Source organism: Bremerella sp. TYQ1 (assembly GCF_020150455.1).
GTDB lineage: Bacteria > Planctomycetota > Planctomycetia > Pirellulales > Pirellulaceae > Bremerella > Bremerella volcania_A.
The window spans coordinates 3,885,767-3,901,659 of sequence record NZ_CP083740.1 but is presented as its reverse complement, the minus strand read 5'-3'; the positions used below and the strand labels follow the sequence as shown (position 1 = coordinate 3,901,659).

At 54.1% G+C, this 15,893-nt stretch carries 11 protein-coding genes; 4 read left to right on the top strand and 7 right to left on the bottom strand.

From position 1 onward, the window contains the following. Positions 1–109: 109 nt before the first annotated feature. From LA756_RS15530 to LA756_RS15515, 4 genes are all read left to right on the top strand, one after another. The gene (locus LA756_RS15530; RefSeq protein ID WP_224435635.1) at positions 110–940 is read left to right on the top strand and encodes a TerC family protein; all 831 of its coding nucleotides are present in this window, start codon (positions 110–112) and stop codon (positions 938–940) included. Positions 941–1,097: 157 nt separating this feature from the next. Beyond that, positions 1,098–3,866, top strand: coding sequence for a PSD1 and planctomycete cytochrome C domain-containing protein (locus LA756_RS15525; RefSeq protein WP_224435634.1), 2,769 nt, complete (start codon positions 1,098–1,100; stop codon positions 3,864–3,866). Positions 3,867–3,950: 84 nt separating this feature from the next. Then, on the top strand, positions 3,951–5,384 hold the full coding sequence (locus LA756_RS15520) for a DUF1501 domain-containing protein (RefSeq protein ID WP_224435633.1): 1,434 nt from the start codon (positions 3,951–3,953) through the stop codon (positions 5,382–5,384). 66 nt (positions 5,385–5,450) lie between these two features. Continuing rightward, entirely contained in the window at positions 5,451–5,723 is a 273-nt protein-coding gene (locus LA756_RS15515) for a hypothetical protein (protein ID WP_224435632.1), read from the top strand. 55 nt (positions 5,724–5,778) lie between these two features. Here the strand turns inward: LA756_RS15515 and LA756_RS15510 are convergent, their stop codons facing one another. The 7 genes from LA756_RS15510 to LA756_RS15480 form a co-directional block, all read right to left on the bottom strand. Then, the gene (locus LA756_RS15510; protein WP_224435631.1) at positions 5,779–6,933 is read right to left on the bottom strand and encodes a TlpA disulfide reductase family protein; all 1,155 of its coding nucleotides are present in this window, start codon (positions 6,931–6,933) and stop codon (positions 5,779–5,781) included. A gap of 178 nt (positions 6,934–7,111) precedes the next feature. Beyond that, complete coding sequence (locus LA756_RS15505; RefSeq protein ID WP_224435630.1) at positions 7,112–8,314, bottom strand: TlpA disulfide reductase family protein; 1,203 nt, start codon at positions 8,312–8,314, stop codon at positions 7,112–7,114. A gap of 252 nt (positions 8,315–8,566) precedes the next feature. Next, positions 8,567–10,741 (bottom strand): alpha-amylase/4-alpha-glucanotransferase domain-containing protein, encoded by a 2,175-nt coding sequence (locus tag LA756_RS15500; protein WP_224435629.1) that lies wholly within the window; start codon positions 10,739–10,741, stop codon positions 8,567–8,569. Positions 10,742–10,905: 164 nt separating this feature from the next. Further along, positions 10,906–11,925 (bottom strand): DUF4921 family protein, encoded by a 1,020-nt coding sequence (locus tag LA756_RS15495; RefSeq protein WP_224435628.1) that lies wholly within the window; start codon positions 11,923–11,925, stop codon positions 10,906–10,908. A 29-nt stretch (positions 11,926–11,954) separates the two neighbouring features. After that, the gene (glgA, locus tag LA756_RS15490) at positions 11,955–13,436 is read right to left on the bottom strand and encodes a glycogen synthase GlgA (protein ID WP_224435627.1); all 1,482 of its coding nucleotides are present in this window, start codon (positions 13,434–13,436) and stop codon (positions 11,955–11,957) included. Positions 13,437–13,827: 391 nt separating this feature from the next. Beyond that, a complete protein-coding gene (locus tag LA756_RS15485; protein WP_224435626.1) occupies positions 13,828–14,493 on the bottom strand; it encodes a TrkA family potassium uptake protein in 666 nt (221 codons plus the stop codon). Positions 14,494–14,499: 6 nt separating this feature from the next. After that, on the bottom strand, positions 14,500–15,876 hold the full coding sequence (locus LA756_RS15480) for a TrkH family potassium uptake protein (protein ID WP_224435625.1): 1,377 nt from the start codon (positions 15,874–15,876) through the stop codon (positions 14,500–14,502). Positions 15,877–15,893 lie beyond the last annotated feature (17 nt).

Here is a 15,893-nt window from a genome sequence, read left to right as displayed (position 1 = left end):
CATGGTTAGCATGATCTGCGTGGGGTATGATGCGACAGACAAATTCATGGGGCCAAACTGAGATTCTTCGCGGCATCTTGCCGCCGATTTAAAAGCAGAGAGCAACACGATGTGGGAAGCGCTGATTGCGGTGGTGGCCTTGGCGGCCATGGAAATCGTTCTGGGGATCGACAACATTGTCTTTATCGCGATCGTTTCAGCTCGACTGCCGGAAGAGCAACGCCCTAACGCACGCCGGTTAGGTCTGATTGCGGCGCTGGTCATGAGAATTCTGTTGTTATTCACCATCTCGTGGGTGATGCAAGCCAAAGAGCCATTCTTCCATTGGAGCTGGGTGTTTGGCGATCTCGAGTTCTTCCATCACCATGAAGAGTTGGAAGGGGTCTCTGTCAAAGACCTGATTCTTTTCGTGGGTGGGTTGTTCCTTATTTGGAAAAGTGTCTTCGAGATCCATGAAAAGCTGGAGCATCAACAGCACGGCGAAGAGGGAGGCGGCAAAGCGCCCGCGACTTTTTCTGGAGTCATCTTCCAAGTCATGGCACTCGACGTCATTTTCTCACTCGATTCGGTGATCACGGCCGTCGGGATGGTGAAAGATACCGTGCAGATCGGAGGGGCCGAAATCAGCGGCATTTGGCTGATGGTTACCGCCGTGCTGATTTCCGTTGGCGTGATGATCGTGTTTGCCAACCCGATTTCCGAATTTGTCGAGCGGCATCCCACGCTGAAAATGTTGGCCCTCAGCTTCCTCATCCTGATTGGCGTGATGTTGGTCGCTGAAGGGGCGGGAACGCACTTCAACAAGGGTTACATCTACTTTGCGATGGCATTTGCCCTGATTGTCGAGTTCCTGAATATGCGGGTTCGGTTGAAAGGCCGCCGCCCTCAAGAGATCGAAAAGGGGCCTTCCGAGCAAGCACAGCCAGCGGAAGGCTCGTAATCTGACCTTTTCCCGCTGTTGAGGGGGCCAAATGCCGTGCGGGGGAGGCAAATAGACTTGGACCTAGGCATCGCCGTACGGTAGAATTGTGGGAGCACGAAATCTTCGTGTTCCCACCTTTTTATTCTGCCCACCCAGCCTCAGCGAACGAAGTCTTATGCGAATCATCGCATTGTCACTGGCCGTTTTCGCGGTATCCCTTTTGCCGTCGATCGCGTCAGCGGAAAACAAATTCTCTGCCGAGCATATCGAGTTCTTTGAGAAGTCGGTTCGTCCGGTCTTTGTCAAACGTTGCATCGAATGCCATGGTGCGGAAAAGCAAGAGGCCGGCTTGCGCCTCGATGCGCGTTCTGCAATCGTCAAAGGGGCCGATTCAGGTGAGATCGTCGCAGCTGGTAAGCCAGATGAAAGTGGCTTGATTCACGCCATCCGTTACGAAACCTACGAGATGCCTCCTAGTGGTCAGATGCCTGCGGAGGAAATTGCGGCGATCGAGAAGTGGGTAAAGCTGGGTATGCCATGGCCGGAAGAGTCAGAGCCGATTCAGCCGATGTCATTCGATCAGCGACTGGTGAACGATAAGCAAGAGCATTGGTCGTACCAGCCGATCCAAAACCCAGAGCCACCCGCGGTGGACGGCAAGCATGTCGCCAACGTAATCGATCAGTTCGTTGTCGACAGCTTGAACAAAGCAGGCATTGCGCCGAGCGAAAAAGCAGATCGACGTACGCTCATTCGACGAGCGACTTTTGATCTGATTGGACTTCCACCAACGCCAGAGGAAGTTCAGGCGTTCGTCAACGACGAGTCGCCCAATGCTTTCGAGAAAGTGATCGATCGTCTGTTGGCATCTCCGCAGTATGGTGTGAAATGGGGACGCGTCTGGCTGGACGTCGCACGGTATTCTGACACGCGAGGCTATCTCAACGATGGTCAAGATCGCCGCTTCCCTTATGCCCATGCGTATCGTGACTACGTCATCGATTCGTTCAATCGCGATACGCCGTACGATGAATTCATCAAAGAACAAATCGCGGCAGACTATTTCGCGGAAGAAGGAGACCGACGACTCGCAGGGCTTGGGCTCATTCGTATCGGTCGCCAGTTTTTGAAACGGCAAGATACGATCGATGACCGTATCGATGTTGTCACGCGAGGTTTGCTGGGCCTGACGGTGAGTTGTGCTCGCTGCCATGACCACAAATACGACGCCATCAATACGGCGGACTACTACGGGCTTTACGGCATCTTCGATCAACTTGAAGAAACAACTCCGCTCGTCGGCCCGATTGATGCCGATCCACAGTATCCCGAGTTCAAGAAACGCTTTGACGAGCTTCAAGCGGAACTCAATCAGCATACCGAGAAAACCGAACGAGTGATTCAATCGGAAGCCGCAACCAACTTTTTCGACTTCATCGTGCGTGCGGTATCGAAAAAGCAAGATGTCGAGATCGCCAAGTACGAGCAGAACGAACTGGACGCGAAGAACATTCGCCCCCATTTGGTTTCCAAGTGGAAGCAGTTCGCCGATCGTGTCTGGAAGCCGAACGATCCAATCTGGGGGCCGCTCTTCAAGGCACACGAATTGGGCGAAGAGCAATTTGCTGCGGAAGCGGAGGCATTAGTCGCCAGTTGGACGGCCGAGGACAGCAAACTGAATCCAACCGTTCGCGAAGCCATCCAGCAGGCAAAACCGACTACGCTTCCAGCGCTGGTTGATGTTTATGACGAACTCTTCAAACCAATCGGTGCTGTCTATCGGGATGCCGAGTTCAGTAAAGTGGCCGTTGATAAGTTGGATGGTCCGCAGGGCGAATTGGCCGATGCGTTGTTTGGACGATTCTCGCCGGTGCTACTCAATGACAACGATGTGAATCGATCCTGGTTCACCAGCGAACGCAACGCACGCAAGAAGCTGGAAGGAAAGATTCGTGGTCATGAGATCGACTCGCCTGGCTCGCCGCCCCGTGCGATGGCGGTGGTCGATCGCGATAAGATCCATGATCCGGTGATCTTCCTGCGCGGCGACCCTGGTCGTCGTGGCGATCGCGTCCCTCGGCAGTTCATTCGCGTATTGAATGAACCAGAGGATACCTCCTACAGCAACGGTAGTGGGCGATTGGAATTGGCCGAAGACATTGTGGCTGACGACAACCCTTTGACAGCACGCGTGATTGCCAACCGTGTCTGGATGACGCACTTTGACCAGCCGCTTGTGCTGACGCCGGCAGACTTTGGTGTCCGAAGCGACCCGCCGAAGCTGCCCCTTCTGTTAGATCACTTGGCGACGTACTTGAAGTCCAACGATTGGTCTCTCAAGCAGTTGCACAAGTACATCATGCTTTCGGCAACCTATCAGCAATCGAGCGAAGACCGTGCGGATGCGAGGGAAAAAGATCCAGAAAATCGCCTCGTCTGGCGAATGAACCGCCGCCGTCTCACGTTCGAGGAAATGCGAGATGGCATGCTTAAAGTTAGTGGTGCGCTGGACGATTCGCTCGGTGGCCGGGCCGAAAAGATTCTGGAGAATCCTCACCCGCCGCGGCGTACCGTGTACGGTTTTGTCGATCGCCAAGACTTGCCGAACTTGTATCGTGCGTTCGACTACCCGAGCCCAGATGCGACAAGTCCAGAGAGATCGAAGACCAGCGTTCCGCAACAGGCACTTTATTTGCTGAACAGTCCTTTCGTGCAGCGTCAGGCTCAATGGATTACCGATTCGTGGAAAGACGAGCCATCCCTCACGGATGAACAGCGATTGGAACGGCTCTTTCAGCGAGTACTGCAGCGAGCCCCTACACAACAAGAATCGGAAATGTTTTTGAAGTACGTCGAGTCGTCCTCCGATGGAGAAAAATGGAATCGGTGGGATAGCGTTGCCCAGGTGGTGATGATCTCCAACGACTTCATGTTTGTCGACTAAATTCACGCGACGCTCGACCGATCTCGAAATAGCAACCGGAATAGAATTATGAATAGCCAATACTCACACCGTCCCGAAGCTTGCATGTCGCGTCGTGATATGCTGACTCGCATGGGAACTGGCCTCGGCATGATGGGGCTGGCCGGGCTTCTGGGTGATGAAAAGCTTTTGGCAGCCGATGCTCAGTCTGCAGCGGAAGCAGCTTCGTACCAAAATCCCTTGGCACCGAAGGCTCCCCACTTTCCCGCCAAAGCAAAGCATGTCATTCACTTGTTTATGACCGGCGGTCCATCGCACGTCGATACGTTTGACCCGAAGCCTCTGCTCACCAAATACCATGGTAAGCCGCTGCCAGGGGGTGAAAACCTGCGAACGGAACGTAAGACAGGCGCCGCAATGGCGTCCCCATTCAAGTTCCAAAAGTATGGCGAAAGCGGAATCGAAGTCAGCGAGCTGTTCCACAACACCGCGCAGCATATCGACGACATCGCCGTGATCCGCTCGATGAAAGCGGAAGTGCCTAACCATGAGCCGTCGCTTGGTTTGATGAACTGCGGTGCGTCGGTGGCGGTTCGCCCAGCGTTCGGCAGCTGGTTGACTTACGGCATGGGAACGGAGAATCAAAACCTTCCGGGCTACATCGTGATGTGCCCTCACGGCTATCCGACGAAGCAAACCCAGAACTGGCAGTCGGCATTTCTGCCGGGCGTTTACCAAGGAACCTATGTCGATACGCGGCACACGGAAGTTGAGAAGTTGATCGAGAACGTTAAAAACTCGAATCTTCCACTCGACCAACAGCGCGAACAAGTCGACCTGCTTCAGCAGATGAATCAAATGCATCGTGAACAACGAGGTTTCGATCCGGCGTTGGAGGCACGTGTGCAGTCGTTCGAGCTTGCCTATCGTATGCAGATGGAGGCAACCGATGCGTTCGACGTTTCTAAAGAACCGAAGAATGTGCTAGAAGCCTACGGCGATGGAATTCAGGCCCGTCAGATCCTGATCGCACGTCGCTTGGTGGAACGAGGCGTCCGCTTTGTCCAGGTCTTCCATGATAAAGGACAGCCTTGGGATAGCCATGATGATCTCGAATCGGCGCATCGCCGCTTAGCGGGGCAATGCGATCAAGCGATTGGAGCATTGATTTCCGATTTGAAGCGACTCGGATTATTTGAAGAGACTTTGATTCTTTGGGGCGGTGAATTTGGTCGCACGCCGACGGTTGAACTTCCTAAGCCAGGTTCCAACCAAGGAAAAGTCAACGGCCGCGATCACAACCATTACGGTTTTACTTGCTGGCTCGCCGGCGGTGGCATCAAGGGAGGGCAGGTATATGGCTCGACCGATGAAACGGGTTTCAAGGCCGAAGAGAACCCCGTCCACGTGCATGACTTGCACGCGACGATGCTGCACGCGTTAGGCTTCGATCATAAGAAGCTGACCTATCGTTATGCCGGTCGTGACTATCGTCTTACCGACGTGCACGGAAACGTTGTCCACGAGTTGCTTTCGTAGCGAACCACACTTGGTGGCGGGTGTCTATCGGGGATTCTGACGTATACGTAACGAAAGGCCACGAAGATGTCACGCTGTGAACTGTGTGGAGGTGAAGCGTTCAACGAGCATCACCTGATTCCACGTCATTGCCATCGCAAGTCGTGGTTCAAAAATCGTTTCAGCAAAGAGCTGATGCAGCAAACGATTGATGTGTGCAAAATGTGCCACCAGATGATTCATCATTTGGTGCCGGACGAGAAAGAGTTGGGACGCAGCTATAACACCATTGAATTGCTGGCAGCCCATCCCGAAATTCGGAACTATCTAAAGTGGAAGAAAAAACGGGTCCGCAACTAGTGCGAACCCGTCCTTCTTTTCCAGTTTCAGCAAGTGAGTTTACGCGGGGGATCGCCTAATCCGCTGCTGTCTCTGTTTCGGGGACTTCAACGTCAGGAAAAGCATCGGCCAGTAACGTGGTCAGTTTCTCACCTCGAGCCTCTGTCGACACAACCAAGCCATCTTTGCCGATCAGGATCATCTGAGGAATCGCGTTGATACCGTAATATCGAGCGTTGACGTCGGAGAATCCGCGGTAATCATCTCCTTCGGCATTACATACAACGAGCCACGGGAGTTCCCGTTCGCTGGCAAATGCTTCCACGTCCGCTTTCGCATCGTCGAGGCTGATTCCGATCACTTCAAAGCCGTGTGGGTGATAGACCTCGTACAGTTCTTTGAGGTGCGGGAACTCCGCCACGCAGGGTCCGCACCAAGTGGCCCAAAAGTCGACGAGCACCACTTTGCCTTTCAAGGCGTCAAGATCGAGCGGCTTGCCATCGAGCGTCTTGCCGACGATTCGCATCGAGTTGCCGACCAGGTTTATTCGGCGCGAGAATCCTTTCAGGTCTTCCGCCGTAGCGCGAATTTCGGCATCGGTCGAACTCATGAAATGGCGTGCCAACTCGTCGGTGAATTGGGCCGTGTGTGGAGCGTCGACAAGCGATGATATGTTCTTGGCAAGCGTCATTCCCAGCTTGGCCGAACTCGAAGACACGTCCATCGCGGTTATTTCAGCCAGCTTGTCTTGCACATACTCTAAGCGTTTCGCTTCGGACTCTTGCCGGACAAGCATCGTTTCCAGAGAGATGATTGCATTCTGGGCTTCTAATGCAACTTCAGGCTCTTCGTGCTTAGTATAGCCTTTCAAGTCGTCCATTAGTGCGTCGATGGCGGCTTCGTTGCCTGTACGTGCTTGCGCGGTCCGGATGGAGAATCGTGTCCAAATCAAGCGATGCTTAAATTCGGCATCAGAATCCATTTGCCAAACGACGTCGAACATCTTCAGGCTCTTCGCCAAACGCTCGGGTAGCGGAAGAGGATTTTCCTGATCACGCAGGTACGTATTGATCTGGGCGAGACCATCGGCCGCCGATTCAGGCTGGAATGTTGATTCCCCAACGGTTTCCGGGGCGGTGCTCGTTGTATCTTCTCCATGAGCGGTTAGCGGGATAAGAGTCGCTGCGAACAGGAGAATCGCTAGGTAACCGTGAGTCCACCCGAATTTCATTGCCTCTCCTCGAATCGGTTTATCAGTAGAAGAACGACATACGAACCTGGCTAAGTTCGTGATTAGTCATATAGGTTCATTCTAAACCACGAAAAATGGCTGCCTATTTTCATAAGCAGCCATTTCGATTGTTAATTTGATGCATCGACCGAAATCGATCGATGTTTGCCGAGGGATGTTACTCTTTCTCAGCGGCTTCTTTGTCTTCTTCTGGCTTCTCTTCCGGAACTTCGACGTCTGGATAGGCTTCGGCCAACAGTTGATCCAGGTTATGGCCACGAGCGGTGAGCGATTGGACGGTACCATCCTTGCCGACGAAAATCATCGTTGGGATACCGCTGATGCCATAGCGTCGGGCATTCTTGTCGTCCCAGCCACGTTCGCCTTCTTCGCGTTCAGTCCAGACGATCGTCCAAGGAAGCTCTTTGGCTTCGACGAACTTTTCGACGGTTTCTTTTTCGTCATCGAGACTGATACCGACGATCTCAAAACCATGAGGATGGTAGATCTCGTACAAACGCTTCATGTTAGGGAACTCGGCGATACATGGACCGCACCAAGTTGCCCAGAAGTCGACGACAACCGTTTTGCCTTTGAGCGACGAAGCGAAGTTCAGGTCTTCGCCATCCAGCTTGGTGCCGGTGATTTCGATCGGGTTGCCTGGAAGGTTCAGTCGATTCGAGAGACCGACGAGGCGAGCAGCGGCTTCCTTCACCGATTCATCTTCAACGGAGCTAAAGTGCTTGGCGAGATCCGAAACTTCCTTCGCTGCATCTTCTGCTTCGAGACCGCGGGAAAGTGCCGTGGCAAGCGTCATCGCAAGTGCTGCGGTGCTTGCCGAAGGTTCCGATTCGATAATGCGCCCTTTGACTTCGTCGATTGTCGCTTGGCGTTCTTCTTCCGAGAGGGAAGCCAGGCTGTTCAGGCGAAGATTCAGCAACATGTTTTCGGCTTCCAAAGCGATCTCAGGATTATCGTCTTTGGTCAGCTTGTTCAGGAAAGCCATGGCTTGCTCGCCGGCAGCTTGATTGCCCATTCGCTGTTGGACGTTTAGCAGCGAGACCTTCAAGTTGATCCCTTGCTTGGTTTCTTCGGTGGTACGATCCATGTCCCAAGCAGCGTCGATCAGTTCAACCGCTTTATCAAATCGCTTCGGCATCGGAAGCTTTTCGTCACCGCCAGTGCGAGCCACGTTCAGTGCTTCTTGGAGGGCTTCCTCGAACGTCTTCGGAGCGGCATCTTCTTTTTCTTCTTCTGTCGATTCTTCGGCAGCCGGAGCAGTTGCCTCGGCGGCACCTTCTTCTGCGAAGGATGGACTCGAAACTCCGATGAGTCCGCCTGCCAACATTGCCGCTAGTGCCAACTTCCAAGCGAATTTCATCGCTATCTCCCTGTTTTGTTTCTAGATTCGATAATGGTCCAACTCGCGCTAATTGATACGAATTGTAAACCCTTGATACGCTCACTGAAACCAAATTGTTCCCCATAATGGGCATGCGAGTCAAAATTTAAGGCCTCGCCAACGCATAAAAAAAGGCTCCCCCGCTGAGTAACGAGGAAGCCTTGGTATTTTGCGAGTTTTAGTGTGAAGCAGGTCACACATTCTCTGCGCGAATCGAGCGAAGTTGCCGCGTTAGCTGGCGTTGACGCTTTCGCGAGTCTCTTGTGGCATTCGGCTTTCGGCCAGCGACGTATCCATGTCGAGCTGCATGACCACGCTCCAGCGGCCTTCGGCGTCGCCTTGCACCCACCAGTGCGGCATCATGCAGACACTCTGGTGGACCATTTCAAAGCCACCTTCGGACTGGCTGACCGTCGAGATCGGGAACGTCCAGACGCTTGTCGGGCGATCGGCACTCCAGCGGCAATCGATGCCGAGCCATTCGTCTTTCACGCCGAGGTCCTGAACTTCGTGCAAGTCGAGGTTGGTTCCAAGATGCCCCAGCTTGTTGCCGTTGGCTTGATGGAAGTAACGATCGTCCGCACCGGACGGCAAGCCGGCCAGGTTCATTTCGACGGCGAAGTGCAGCACTTCGTCTTGCGGCAGGCCTTCCAGCAGGTAAGCGATTTCCAGCGATCCGCTGCCAGCGTTCATTGTCACGCCTTTGGTGATCTTTAGCGGAATACCCCAGGCGTTGCCCATGCGGGTCATCTGAACTTGAATGCGGTCAGGGTTGCGGCGAACTTTGGCTTCAAATGGCGAGCCGACGAAGTCACCTCGTTCCATGGCATTGTTCAAAGCAACTTGTTCCAGCGAGGCGTTGTTGTCGAAGAAGTGATCGACAAGTGCTTTGCGTTGGTACGTATCGTACTGCAGCATCTTGTCGAGGCCTTCTTGCTTGAAGACAACTCGATCGTGGATCGAAGCGACATCGCCGTTGTTCGCCGAAGGACCAGCGAGCACTTTGCGATGGTAAGCTTCCGGGCGACGCGACAGGGTAGCCAACAAGTTATGGCAGATCGAACGGACGTCCAACTCGTAAATGGTTCCGCCGTTGGCCGGAGCCATGTAGGCTACCAGCTTGTCATCTTCCAGGCGAACTTCTTTGCGGGCATCTAAGTTAAAGTCGGCGACTTCGGCTTCGATGAAGTTCGATCCTTTGTGTTCCGCTTGATCCAGCAGGTTTTCCGCCGCAATCAAATGCTTGAAGACCGCGTTCCGCAAGTGGGGCAGATAAGTTCCACCGAATGCTCCGTGCCAGTAGCTGCAATTGCACTGGCCGCGATAAAGTTCCTTCTTGGCTTGGGCAAGCAACTTCGAGTCGCCGTCGTTTTGTTCAGCGGCATGCAGGCGATTGCTAATCCCCAACGCTCGGCAGTACATTTCGTCCGTTTCGGGATAGCGAACTTTGAAGTTTCGCCAGAAGCCCCCGCGGATGTACTTCTTGATCTGCGGCCACTGTTGGTCATGTTCCAAGTTGTGGACGAGGTCTTCGAATTCCATCTGCTGTTGAGCTGGCATCGCCCACTCAGTCATTTCACGGTAGCTGCCTTCGGGAATGTAGGTCTTTCCAACAGGAGCCAACGCGTCGGTAGCTTCAGCCAACGTGGTCGTCAGCAGCCAATCCTTGTTGGCGGTGAGCAGTTCAAAGAACTGTGCCAGCCATCCGCGATCGTAAACGTGGGCTTTGGTGTCGGGCCAGGTACCGAACTTTTCGCCGTCGTCGCCGAAGACCAGCACCGAGTTAGGGTGCTGATCGGCAACGCTACGCATGTAATCGATCGTGTCTTGCGGCGGAGCAAACGGCAGCAGGTATCGCAAGCGTTCGCTGCCAGGGAAGACGTTGAGCAGCTTGCCACATTCTTCGGTCACGTAGTAACCGTACAAGTCTTCCTGAGCGATACCGGCGTTCTTGAAGTGGAAGTCGTCCAGGATCGTGTATTGGATTCCGGCTTCGGAAATGTCGGCGGTCAGCGGTTGTTCCCAAACGCGTTCCGGCATCCACATGCCGCGGATATCAGCGCCCAGACGATCGGTCAGCCATTTGCTGTACGTTTCAATCTGGCCGACGCGGTCGCGTGGGGGAATCATCGGCAGGATTGCTTCGTAGAAGACACCACCGATGATTTCGATGCGGCCATTCTTCACATGGGCAGCCAGGCGATCGAGGTATTCAGGGTGATGCTCGTCCAGCCATTCCATCAGCGGACCGCTGGTGTGCAGGCCAATCTTGATATCGGGGTAGCAATCGAAAACGTCCAGGAAGGGGAGGTAGCTGTCCTGAAAGGCCTGCTCGAAGACACCATCGAAGTTACCGATGGGTTGATGGTTATGCAGCACCAAGCAAAGACGGATCGTGTTGCTCATAATTTTCTCGGGGGAGTGTCCTGGGAGTTGGGGAGGTCTTGCGGCGGAGTTCGCCTGTTTAGATACAGGACGAATCGGCAGAACCGGTAACCCTTTGCTAGCTTTTCCAAACGAGTTTGACGGAAGGCCTACGGTGACGTTTCAGGTTGTGCAAACCTTGACGGTCACAGCGACTCGCGGAGGATCTGAGCAGCTCGCTCGGGAGAGAGGGGGTTCACATAGAGACCCGTCCCCCACTCGAATCCGGCCCTCACCGTCACGCGCGGCAAAACCTCTACATGCCAGTGATAGTGATCTGTCGAGAATGTGTCAAACGGCAACGTGTGAATCAAGTAGTTATATGCCGGGAAATTTAATGCCTTTTCCATTCGTGCGAGGATCGAGCGTAGCAACAAGGCAAGCTGCTCTAACAGCGTTGACTTTGCGTGCCCGAAATCGGCTTGCCGTTGACGCGGAAGAATGGTGACTTCAAACGGCATTCGCGATGCAAAAGGACAGAACGCGACTAAGTTCTCGTCGGCATGGACAATTCGCGACTCAGCGTTCAGTTCCTCTTCGATCAAGTCGTTCCAGTAGGTGCGGCCAGTTTGCTGGAAATAGGCTTCGCTGGCGGCCAATTCCTGCTGAATGACCGGCGGAACGATTCGAGTCCCCATCACCTGGCTATGCGAGTGCTCGAGCGAGGCCCCCGCCGCAGGGCCGTTATTCTTAAACAGTTGAACGTAGCGGCAGTTTCCTTTCTCGCGAATGGTATTGAGCCTACGTTGATATGCCTCAAAGGTAAGAATCGCGTTTCGCTCGGGCAGACCCGTAAACGAGGTCACATGCTGCGGCGATTCGACGATCACTTCCTGAACGCCGCTGGCCGTTTCCGAGGCATAGAACGAAGACTCAGACGCACTGCTTTCCGTCGGAAAAACGGGAGAGAGCGAGGGGAAGATATTCGGCAGAACACGAACTTCCCACGGTTGTTGATCGCTCGTCCGCTCGAGATGATCTGGCAAAACCAGTTGTTCGTGCGGCGTAGCATCTTCATGGCCGCCGCAGAAGGGGCAGCGTAACTCAGAAGGGGCCGGAATGGTCGACTTCCACTGCTGAGGACGACTCTCGCGCCCTTCAGCAATCACGACTTGGAATCCGAGTAAAGGGTCTCGGCGAAGCTCGTTTCCGGAACTACGACTCACGGCGACATCCTTGTCGACGGCAACTCACGTTACGAGCCGCGACGAGCTTCGAGGGTTTTCCGATAGAGTTCAATGTACTGTTGAGCACTGCGATCCCAGGACCAGTCTTGGGCCATCCCTGTCTCGACAATCTGATTCCACGTATCAGGCTGCTCGTGATAGGTGCTGATGGCGATTTCCAGGATATCTTGCAGTGCCTCGGAAGTGTACTCCCGGAAGCTGAAGCCATTGGCTGTTCCGGTTTCCAGCGAATCTGGCGTCATGTTCGTGATGGTATCGGCCAAGCCGCCGGTTTCGCGAACCACAGGAACCGTTCCGTACTTCAAGCTGTACAGTTGGTTAAGGCCGCACGGTTCATAAAGGCTAGGCATCAGGAACATATCTGCCCCAGCTTCGACGCGTCGCGCCTTGCCTTCGCAGAATTCGACTTTCACGCCGATTTTATTGGGGTAAAGGGTCGCGAGCTCCTTCAGCATCGCTTCGTGATGCGGCTCGCCGGTACCCAGGATGACCCATTGGCAGTCGCAAGTCTTCGCCCGATCGCGAATCACCTTGGCGACAAGATCGAAACCCTTTTGATCTGCCATACGTCCCACCATGCCAATGACTGGCGCCTTGGGATTGGTTGGCAGATTGAATTCCTTTTGCAGCTCTGCTTTGCAGAGAGGCTTGTTTTGCTTCCAATTGCTCAGGTCGTATTTGGCGGCAATGTCTTCGTCGGTGTTCGGGTTCCAACGAGAATAGTCGACCCCGTTCACGATGCCAGCGAGCACGTTGCGGCGTTCCCGCAAAGCGCCTTCCAATCCACAACCCATCGGCTGCGACTGGATTTCTTCGGCATAACGTGGACTGACGGTGCTGACCGCGTCGGCAAAGACGATCCCGGTCTTCAAGAAGTTCAGATGGCCGTAGAACTCCATCTGATGCATGTTGAAGTATTTCCAGTCGAGCCCAGTCAGCAGCATGTCCCAGTGCCAGAAGTTGCCCTGGTAAGCCATGTTGTGAATGGTCAGCACGCTGGCGATGTTTTCGTAGCCGCGAGTCGCGCTGTACTCAATGTTGAGGTACGCCGGAATCAGGCCGGTTTGCCAGTCGTTGCAGTGGATCAAGTCGATCTTCAGATCGAGCAGGCGAATCGCTTCGAGCACGCTGCGGCAGTAAAACACGAAGCGTTCGCAGTTGTCTTGGTAGTCCGTTCCTGCTTCGCGATACAACTCAGGCCGATCGAAATACTCGTCATTCTTGACGAAGTAGATCGGAACATCCGAATTGGGCAAATGCGATTTAAGCAGTTGGCCAGAGGCAATTTGTCCACCGACGGGAACGTCGAAATAAATCGGCAGTTCTTCGATCGGTAGGCCGGACTTATAGATATGTCGAAAAGCAGGAAGGATCACCGTTACGTGATCCGCCAGGCCTTCGAGTGCTTTTGGCAAAGCACCTCCCACATCCGCCAGCCCCCCGGTCTTGGCGAATGGATAGACCTCGCTGCTTGCAAAGAGAATATTCAAGGGGGAGTGGCTCCGTGGAGTGGCTATCTTCCGGTTAACAGCAAGGTTGCGTCAAATAATAACACACGAAATCTGCCACTGGGATAGCCTTGTGAAAAAAGGCGGTTTTCGTTGATTGTGGCGATTAGGTTCTCTTGGTGGTTGGGGCGCACGCCCCTTTATTAATGTGCATTGGGGGAAATAGGTTCGCCACAATGCCCTTAGCATGTCAATGAAAAATTTTGAGGAAGGAGGTCGAATCTTCGGCAGTCCGACCATTCGGGTGGGGTATAGGTTACCAATTATCCAGCTTGGGTGGATTGCATCGGGAACCGAGATGCCTGCGTCGAGGCTGGCTCAACGAGTTTATTTTATAGGCTAAGCGTTTGAGGACCACCGATGTTGGCTCAGATTACAGGCGGTTTCGCAGTTGCTCGAGCGAAGATTGCTTGCCGACGACCAACAGCAGCTGATCACAGCCAAGCGTGTAGCCACCGTCGGGGAACATCTCGAGCTTGCCGGTCATCGAGTCCTTAATGCCCACGACCCACACGCCATACTGCTGGCGAAGATTCAGCTGCATCAGCGATTTGCCAACCATCTCGTCTGGGGCCGCTACTTCCATGAAGCTGTATTCTGGATCGATCGGCAGGAAATCGATGATGTTCGGCCATGTCACGCGGTCGGCCAGTGTCGCCGCGATTTCCGCTTCCGGGAAGATTACCCGATCGACGCCGAGCCGCTTGAGCAGCTTTCCGTGATCGTTGCTGACCCCTTTGACGATGATCCGCTTCGCGCCGAGTTCTTTGCAGTGCAGCGTTGCTAACAGGGAAGGACTGATGTCTTCTCCCATGCTGATGAACACCGCGTTGGCATCTTTGATGTTCAACTGTTGAAGCGTGTCGAAGTCGGTCGCGTCGGCGATGATCGCTTCGTACAGTTCGTCTTTGATCTCTTCGACATGCTCGCGATGGCTATCGACGCCGGTCACGCGGCAACCGTTCTTGTTGAGCTGTTTGGCCAAAGCTCCGCCGAAGCTTCCCAGCCCGAGAACGTAGAAATGCTTCACTGGTGGCATATCGGCTTATCCTATGAGAGGTTCTTCTTTGGGATATTCGACGGGAACCTGGTGTTCTTTAAGCGACAACGCCACGAAGACCGAGATCGGTCCGATACGTCCCAGGAACATCAGTACGATGATAATCATCTTGCCCCAGGACGAAAGACTGCCAGTAAAGCCGGTCGAAAGGCCGACCGTTCCCAGCGCGGAAACGACCTCGAACGCCGCATCCAAAAACAACCCTTGGCTCTTCGGATGAGGCGTGCTCGACTGTTCGACCACCAAGATCATCGTCAGGGCACCGATCGCCAAAACTGAAAACAACAGTGCCGTTGCTGTGGCGGCTTGAAACACTTCCTGCGGGATCGTTCGCCGGGCAAAGTTGACGCGTGTCGCCCCTTGAAACGTCTTCCAGGCATGCAGCGCCATCACCATGATGGTTGAAACTTTGAAGCCACCTCCTGTCGAACACGGCCCAGCTCCGATCAGCATCAAGATCATCGAGATAAACAGTGTCGCGTTGGTCAACGAGGCAACGTCGATCGTATTAAAACCGGCCGTGCGACAAGTCACCGAATGAAAACCGGCGACGACGATCTTCTTCCAAATCGGCATCTGATCGAGCACGCCGTCCCATTCCAGGTACAGCACCGAAAGGAAACCGAACGTCAAGAAGAACAGGGTCCCTGTCAGCATGAACTTCGAGTGGATATGCAAGTTCACCCAGCCGTCGATCGGGCCTCTTCGCCAGTTTTTGTTCAAGTCGAGCATCACCGGAAAGCCAATCCCGCCGACGATAATCAGCGCGGATATCGTCAGGTTGACCAGTACATCTCCTTGAAAACTGGTCAAACTGTCATCGTGCAGGGCGAAGCCAGCATTGCAGAAAGCAGACACCGAGTGAAACATCGCATGCCAGGCCGCTTTGCTCGGTTCGTAAAGAAACAAGTTCCGGGCAAACAAGATCGCGAAGCCAATCCCTTCGCTTACCGCGGTCACCATCAGCACGTGCCGCAAGATCCACTTTAAGTCCGAATCGTCGCTCGCTCCGAGGGTCTCCGTCAAAATTGCCCGAGCACGCAAGCTAGGCTTGTTTCCCAGGTTGAACATCGTGAACGTGGTGATCGTCATGATCCCGATGCCACCGATCTGGATGAGCACCAAGATGCCCAACTGCCCGAGAAAGCTGAAGTCGTTAGGCGTCGAGCGTACGGCAAGCCCCGTCACGCAACTGGCGCTCGTCGCAGTGAAGCAAGCATCGAGAAGCGAAATTGGTTCTGCCCCAGCACCGCGGCAAAACGGAAGCGTCAACAGCAACGTGCCGGCGATGACCAGCCCCAGGTACCAGATCACCAGGTTTCGGGCTGGGTATTTGACAATCGAACCAGTCAGCTGTGGCATAGCGGCAGTGCCAAAGA

Coding starts and splice junctions, on each gene's coding strand:
- LA756_RS15530 (WP_224435635.1), top strand. CDS start 110: ATGTGGGAAGCGCTGATTGCGGTGGTGGCCTTGGCGGCCATGGAAATC.
- LA756_RS15525 (WP_224435634.1), top strand. CDS start 1,098: ATGCGAATCATCGCATTGTCACTGGCCGTTTTCGCGGTATCCCTTTTG.
- LA756_RS15520 (WP_224435633.1), top strand. CDS start 3,951: ATGTCGCGTCGTGATATGCTGACTCGCATGGGAACTGGCCTCGGCATG.
- LA756_RS15515 (WP_224435632.1), top strand. CDS start 5,451: ATGTCACGCTGTGAACTGTGTGGAGGTGAAGCGTTCAACGAGCATCAC.
- LA756_RS15510 (WP_224435631.1), bottom strand. CDS start 6,933: ATGAAATTCGGGTGGACTCACGGTTACCTAGCGATTCTCCTGTTCGCA.
- LA756_RS15505 (WP_224435630.1), bottom strand. CDS start 8,314: ATGAAATTCGCTTGGAAGTTGGCACTAGCGGCAATGTTGGCAGGCGGA.
- LA756_RS15500 (WP_224435629.1), bottom strand. CDS start 10,741: ATGAGCAACACGATCCGTCTTTGCTTGGTGCTGCATAACCATCAACCC.
- LA756_RS15485 (WP_224435626.1), bottom strand. CDS start 14,493: ATGCCACCAGTGAAGCATTTCTACGTTCTCGGGCTGGGAAGCTTCGGC.
- LA756_RS15480 (WP_224435625.1), bottom strand. CDS start 15,876: ATGCCACAGCTGACTGGTTCGATTGTCAAATACCCAGCCCGAAACCTG.